Raw genomic sequence first — 6,965 nt, forward strand, 5'->3', positions numbered from 1 at the left:
GCAACCGCCGCGACCAGCGCGCCGAGCGGCGCGCCGACGGCGACGGCCACCGTGGTGCCGCCGACGACGACAGCGATGGCGCGGGCCCGATGATGGTCATCGACCAGCGCCACGGCCGTGCCTTGCGCGGTCGCGGCGAACAGGCCGGACGACAGCGCCATGACGATGCGCGCGATCAAAAGCAGCTCGAAGGACGAGCTCAGCGCGGCGACGATGTTGCCGATGACGAAGAAGACCAGCGTCCACAGGATGACGCGCCGCCGGTCCCATTCGCCGGTCAGCGTCGCCAGAACGGGCGCGCCGATGGCGTAGGCAAGCGCGAAGGCGGTGATCAGCGAGCCGGCGAGCGGCACCGAAATGCCGGCATCGGACGCAATGTCGGGAAGAAGGCTTGAGATGACGAAGCCTTCGGTTGAGATCGCGAACGACCCGAGCGCCAGCCAGAAGATCCGCTTGTCCATGGGAATTGTCCTTAGTTCAAAAGTTATTGAACAATTGGACATAACAGGGCATGATGTCAACCGAGCCGGCAGAAAATAGCTGAACCCTGCTGACAGCCCTGTGTCAGGACGGGGCCGAAAGAAGGAGGCTGCGTCTATAGGCAGGGAAAGGAGCCGCGTTGAAGTTCGTTGCGTTTGTGCTTAATTCTTGGTCATGACATTGCCCCATCCAACCGCCGACCAGATCAGCCTGCCGATCGTGCTTGCCGTGCTCGGCGACCCGACCCGGCTTTCCATCGTGCGCTATCTGGCTCGCAAGGAAGGCGTGCCGATGAACTGCAGCAAGTTCCTCGACCTCGCCTCCAAGACCAACCTCAGCTACCACCTCGCCAAGCTGCGCGAGGCGGGTGTCACCCGCAGCGAAGCGGTCGGCACCAGCCGGCTGATCACGCTGCGCCGCGACGACCTCGACAGGCGTTTTCCAGGCCTGCTCGATAGCGTGATCGCCGCGGCCGACGGCGACAAGGATCTGCCGGCGGTCGGCGTGTCCGAGGTTGAGGTTTCGGCCTGAACAGCATGCGCATCGCCGTTCTCGCCGACATCCATGGCAACCTCCTGGCATTGGATGCCGTGCTCGACGATTTGAACCGGCGTGGTGGCGCTGACATCACCGTCGATCTCGGCGACTGCGTCTCCGGCCCGCTCTGGCCGCGCGAGACGATGGAACGGTTGCAGGCGCTGAACCTGCCGACGGTGCGCGGCAATCATGACCGCCGCGTCGCTCAGGACACGGCCGACGAAACCATGTGGCCGTCCGACCGCTACGCCCAGGAACGGCTGACCGCGCCGCAGCGCCAGGCGTTGCTGGCCCTGCCGCTGACATTGGAGATCGCGCCCGGCGTCACCGCCTTCCATGCCCGGCCGGACCATGACGAGAAATATCTCGCCGACGCCATTGTCGACGGCCAGCTGATGCGCGCGCCGCTGGCCGCGATCAGGCGCCGGCTGAAGCCGCTCGATCCGGCCTGTCGCCTGGTGCTGTGTGGCCACAGCCACCGCAACGAGCTCATCCGCATCCCCGGCGGTCCGGTCATCTTCAATCCCGGCAGCATCGGCTGCCCGGCCTATGACGACGACACGCCGCCGGCGCATGTCTCGGAGCAAGGCTCACCGCACGCCCGCTACGCAATTGTCGAGCTCGGCAAGGACGGCAGTCCCAGCCGCTTCGAGAGCATCGCCGTTGACTACGACCATGAAGCCGCCGCAAAGCAGGCCGAACAAGCGGGGAGGCCGGAATGGGCGCGAGCGCTGCGGACCGGTTTTATAAAGGATTGAGCGCAGCTCATATCCAGGATTGAGGGAGCTTATATCCAGGATTGAGCTGCAACTCGTATCCAGGATCGAGCACCACGATTGAAGTGCATGGCCGAGGGATGAAGCGCAAAGTCACGCTCCGATCGACGCTGCTGATCGCCGCTCCTTTGTGTCTGGCCGCTCTCCCGGCCCTGGCCCAGGATGCGCCAGGCACAATCATCTCGATCATCGGCGGCCTCGCGCCGGATGATCTGCTCAACATTCGCGCCACCGCTTCAGCGGGCGGCAAGATCGAAGCGCGCCTGCCCAACGGCTCGGCCGTCAAGAATTTCGGCTGCAAGACCGTCAACAATTATCCTTGGTGCAAGGTCGAGGACACGCAGGACGCCCACATAACCGGCTGGGCGCCCGCACGCTATCTCAGCCCCAATAATCCAGCGTCGCCCCCTGAAGACGACGCCGCGCCTGCGGACGCTTCTGCCGCGCCCCAGCCACCTCCCGAAGAACCGCAGCCCGATATAGCGGCGCGCCTGGGCGGCGGCGAGCCGGCCGACCCGCCTTCCGCGATCGAGATTGTCAGGACCGCCATGCTGGACGCCTACGGTCTCGCTTTCGTGACCTCGGCGAGCACCGAATCCGATGGCCCTGCCCCCGACGCAGCCGGCGGCATCCCCTGCGCACGCCACATCGGCCAGCCGATGACCCGTTGCGCGGTGACCGTCGCGCGCAAGGACGGCGACAGCACGGTGACCGTGACCTGGCCCGATGGCGGAGCGCGCGTCATCATCTTCCACAATGGCCAGCCGGCCAGATCGGACTCGCCCGACGAATTCCGCTTCACGCGTGAGGGCACGCTGAACATGATCCGCGTCGGCGTTTCCGAGCGTTTCGAGATAACGGACCAGCTGGCTCTAGGGGAATAGGGCAGTATGGCAATAAGGCAGTAGGGGAAGAAAGCACCTACTGACCTACTGACCTACTGACCTACTGACCTACTGACCTACTGCCCTACTGCCCTACTGCCCTTCATTTTCGGGGTTACATCCCGCAAAACTCTTCCCTATAAGGCCCTCCTAGCCTGATACCAGAATCGCAAGCACAACCGGCCGGGTCCTCCCCGTCCCGGTTTTTCGTGCAAGCCGCTCGCCGAACGGATTTTTCGAATATGCCAAGACGCACCGACATCAAGTCGATCCTGATCATCGGGGCCGGCCCCATCGTCATCGGCCAGGCTTGCGAGTTCGACTATTCCGGCACCCAGGCCTGCAAGGCGCTGAAGGAAGAGGGCTTCCGCGTCATCCTGGTCAACTCCAATCCGGCCACCATCATGACCGATCCGGAGCTGGCCGACGCCACCTATATCGAGCCGATCACGCCCGAAGTGGTAGCCAAGATCATCGCCAAGGAGCGGCCGGACGCGCTGCTGCCCACCATGGGCGGCCAGACGGCACTGAACACCGCCTTGTCGCTGCGCCGCATGGGCGTGCTGGAGCGCTATCAAGTAGAGATGATCGGCGCCGATGCGCATGCCATCGACAAGGCCGAGGACCGCGCGCTGTTCCGCCAGGCGATGAGCAAGATCGGCCTGGAGACGCCCCGCTCGATGCTAGCCAACGCCACCGACGTCAAGAACGCCGACCGCAAGACGCATGAGGCCGAGCGCGCGGTGCTGAAGGCGGAGAACCCGGAAAACCTCGACGCCGCGCTCGACGCGCTGGAAACCCGCTGGAACCTCGGCGAAGGCGACCGCAAGCAGCGCTATATCAGCCATGCCATGGCGATTGCCGCCCAGGCGCTCGACCATGTCGGCCTTCCCGCCATCATCCGCCCCTCCTTCACCATGGGCGGCACCGGCGGCGGCATCGCCTACAACCGCGCCGAATTCTACGACATCGTCCAGTCCGGCCTCGATGCCTCGCCCACCACCGAGGTGCTGATCGAGGAAAGCGTGCTCGGCTGGAAGGAGTATGAAATGGAGGTCGTCCGCGACAAGGCGGACAATTGCATCATCGTCTGCTCGATCGAGAACCTCGACCCAATGGGCGTGCACACGGGCGACTCGATCACTGTCGCCCCTGCCCTGACGCTCACCGACAAAGAGTATCAGATGATGCGCAACGCCTCGATCGCGGTGCTGCGCGAGATCGGCGTCGAGACCGGCGGCTCCAACGTGCAGTTCGCAGTCAACCCGGCCGACGGCCGCCTCGTCGTCATCGAGATGAACCCGCGCGTCTCGCGCTCCTCGGCGCTGGCCTCGAAGGCAACCGGCTTCCCGATCGCCAAGGTCGCGGCCAAACTTGCCGTCGGCTACACGCTGGACGAGCTGGAGAACGACATCACCGGCGGCGCGACGCCGGCCTCCTTCGAGCCGACCATCGACTATGTGGTGACGAAGATCCCGCGCTTTGCCTTCGAGAAATTCCCCGGCGCCGAGCCGGTGCTGACCACGGCCATGAAGTCCGTTGGCGAAGTGATGGCCATCGGCCGCACTTTCCAGGAATCGCTGCAGAAGGCTTTGCGTGGGCTTGAAACCGGCCTGACCGGCCTGGACGAGATCGAGATCCCCGGCCTCGGCCATGGCAGCGCCGCCGCCAGCCACACCGACGACCGCAATGCGATCCGTGCAGCACTCGGCACGCCGACGCCCGACCGGCTGCGCATGGTGGCGCAGGCGATCCGCATGGGCACTTCACTGGAAGACGTGCACGCCATGTGCAAGATCGACCCGTGGTTCCTCGAGCAGATCGCCGGCATCATCGCCATGGAGGAACGCATCCGCGAGCACGGCCTGCCGCAGGACGCCGTCAATCTGCGCATGCTGAAGGCGATGGGCTTTTCCGATGCCCGGCTCGCGTCGCTGACGAAGACCGACGCCGAAGTCGTCCAGAAGGCTCGCGAAAAGCTCGACGTTCATCCGGTCTACAAGCGCATCGACACCTGCGCCGCCGAGTTCGCCTCGCCGACCGCCTATATGTACTCGACCTATGAAGTGCCCTTCGTCGGTGAACCCGCCAACGAGGCGCGCGTGTCGGCGCGCAAGAAGGTCGTCATCCTCGGCGGCGGCCCGAACCGCATCGGCCAGGGCATCGAGTTCGACTATTGCTGCTGCCATGCCGCCTTCGCGCTCCGCGACGCCGGCTATGAAGCGATCATGGTCAACTGCAATCCGGAGACGGTCTCGACCGACTACGACACCTCCGACCGCCTCTATTTCGACCCGCTGACGGCGGAGGACGTGCTGGAGATCCTGCGCGCAGAGCAGGCCTCGGGCGAGCTGGTCGGCGTCATCGTCCAGTTCGGCGGCCAGACGCCGCTGAAGCTGGCCGACGCGCTGGAGAAGGCCGGCATCCCGATCCTCGGCACCTCGCCCGACATGATCGACCTGGCCGAGGACCGCGACCGTTTCCAGAAGCTGCTGCACAAGCTGAACCTCACCCAGCCGAAGAACGGCATCGCCTATTCGGTCGAGCAGGCGCGCCTCGTCGCCGGCGAGCTCGGCTTTCCGCTGGTGGTGCGCCCGTCCTATGTGCTCGGCGGCCGCGCCATGCAGATCATCCATGACGAAAGCATGCTGCAGACCTACCTGCTCGACACCGTGCCCGGCCTGGTGCCGGAGGACATCAAGCAGAAATACCCCAACGACAAGACCGGCCAGATCAACACGCTGCTCGGCAAGAACCCGCTGCTGTTCGACACCTATCTCTCGGGCGCCATCGAGGTCGATGTCGACTGCCTTTGCGACGGCAAGGAGACCTTCGTCTCCGGCATCCTGGAGCATATCGAGGAGGCCGGCATCCATTCGGGCGACAGCGCCTGCTCGCTGCCGACGCATTCGTTGCACCCCGACCTCGTCGACGAGCTGGAACGCCAGACAGCCGCCTTGGCTCGCGCGCTCAATGTCGGCGGCCTGATGAACGTGCAATACGCGATCCAGGACGGCACGGTCTATGTGCTGGAGGTCAACCCGCGCGCGTCGCGCACCGTGCCCTTCGTCGCCAAGACCATCGGCCGTCCCATTGCGAAGATCGCCGCCCGCATCATGGCCGGCGAGACGCTGGAGAACGCCTTCGCCCATTACGGCGCCATGCCCGACCCGCGCAATCCCGGCCACATCGCGGTCAAGGAAGCCGTCTTCCCCTTCGCCCGCTTCCCCGGCGTCGACATATTGCTCGGTCCGGAAATGCGCTCGACCGGCGAGGTCATGGGCCTCGACCGCGACTTTGCGCTGGCCTTCGCCAAGAGCCAGCTCGGCGCCAATGTCGACCTGCCCCGCTCCGGCACGCTGTTCGTCTCGGTCCGCGACGAGGACAAGAAGGGCATCCTGCCGGCCGTGAAGCGCCTCGCCGAGCAAGGCTTCAAGGTCCTCGCCACCTCCGGCACCGCCCGCTTCCTCGCCGAGAACGGCGTGGTCGCCGAAAAGATCAACAAGGTGCTGGAAGGCCGCCCCCACATCGAAGACGCCATCCGCAACCGCCAGGTCCAGATCGTCTTCAACACGACAGACGGCCAGAAGGCGGTGTCGGACTCGAAGTCGCTGCGCCGCGCGACGCTGATGCAGAAGGTGCCGTATTACACGACGCTGTCCGGGGCTGCGGCGGTGGCGGAGGCGATTGCGGCGTTGAGGGCGGGGAATCTGGAGGTGCGGCCGCTGCAGGAGTATTTTGGGTAAACTAAACGGATCAGTGGCCTATGATGGACCCCCACATTACCATCCCGGCCAAGCTCCTTTCTCAAACGTAGCAACTGGCGGCCCTAAGGCCAGGTTTTTTTGATATTGCTAGGTCCTCAAAATGAGCAGTGCGCGAGCAGCATTTTTAAAGCGTACTGACCCTTGATTATTTTCCGTCGCTTCGTAGTCTGTTTGAAGGGGGCGAGCATATGGAAAAACGCAAGATCGAAAGCGACACAGGGGGAGGCCCCAAGACCAAGGTAACGGGCGCGCTGCAAAAAGCGGCAAGAGCTGCTCCAAAAAAAAGAGAAGATTATTCCTACTTAACATTTGGCGTCGGATGCTTTCATTTTGCCAGCCTTCGCCCAGAGAACGAACTGACCCTGGAAAAATACCTTCAGGATTTGAAGGACTATCTTCTTTCCGATAAATTAATCAGCAATTTTGAGGTGGAGACAGGAAATGTCGCTTCCTTTTTTGCTGAAAAAAGACCGAAAGAGATAACAGAAGATATATATGACTCTGAAATAATATATCCATAC

General features: G+C 63.6%; 6 protein-coding genes. 5 read left to right on the forward strand and 1 reads right to left on the reverse strand.

Annotated features, from left to right (window positions below; genetic code table 11):
- A partial coding sequence (locus EOA23_RS29645) for an MFS transporter (protein WP_145966514.1) occupies positions 1-461 on the reverse strand: 461 nt, incomplete at its 3' end.
- Positions 462-654: 193 nt separating this feature from the next.
- Between EOA23_RS29645 and EOA23_RS29650 the strand changes: the two genes are divergently transcribed.
- The 5 genes from EOA23_RS29650 to EOA23_RS29670 form a co-directional block, all read left to right on the forward strand.
- Positions 655-1,011 (forward strand): helix-turn-helix transcriptional regulator, encoded by a 357-nt coding sequence (locus tag EOA23_RS29650; RefSeq protein WP_126059840.1) that lies wholly within the window; start codon positions 655-657, stop codon positions 1,009-1,011.
- Positions 1,012-1,016: 5 nt separating this feature from the next.
- Positions 1,017-1,775, forward strand: a complete 759-nt coding sequence (locus EOA23_RS29655) for a metallophosphoesterase family protein (RefSeq protein ID WP_127306745.1) — start codon at positions 1,017-1,019, stop codon at positions 1,773-1,775.
- A gap of 98 nt (positions 1,776-1,873) precedes the next feature.
- Positions 1,874-2,677: an SH3 domain-containing protein gene (locus EOA23_RS29660; RefSeq protein ID WP_127306746.1), complete on the forward strand. Its 804-nt coding sequence runs from the start codon at positions 1,874-1,876 to the stop codon at positions 2,675-2,677.
- Positions 2,678-2,919: 242 nt separating this feature from the next.
- The gene (gene carB / locus EOA23_RS29665; RefSeq protein ID WP_127306747.1) at positions 2,920-6,423 is read left to right on the forward strand and encodes a carbamoyl-phosphate synthase large subunit; all 3,504 of its coding nucleotides are present in this window, start codon (positions 2,920-2,922) and stop codon (positions 6,421-6,423) included.
- 209 nt (positions 6,424-6,632) lie between these two features.
- Positions 6,633-6,965, forward strand: a 333-nt coding sequence (locus EOA23_RS29670) for a hypothetical protein (protein ID WP_145966515.1), incomplete at its 3' end; no start/stop codon positions are given.

This window comes from Mesorhizobium sp. M2A.F.Ca.ET.042.01.1.1 (assembly GCF_003997405.1).
Classification (GTDB): domain Bacteria; phylum Pseudomonadota; class Alphaproteobacteria; order Rhizobiales; family Rhizobiaceae; genus Mesorhizobium.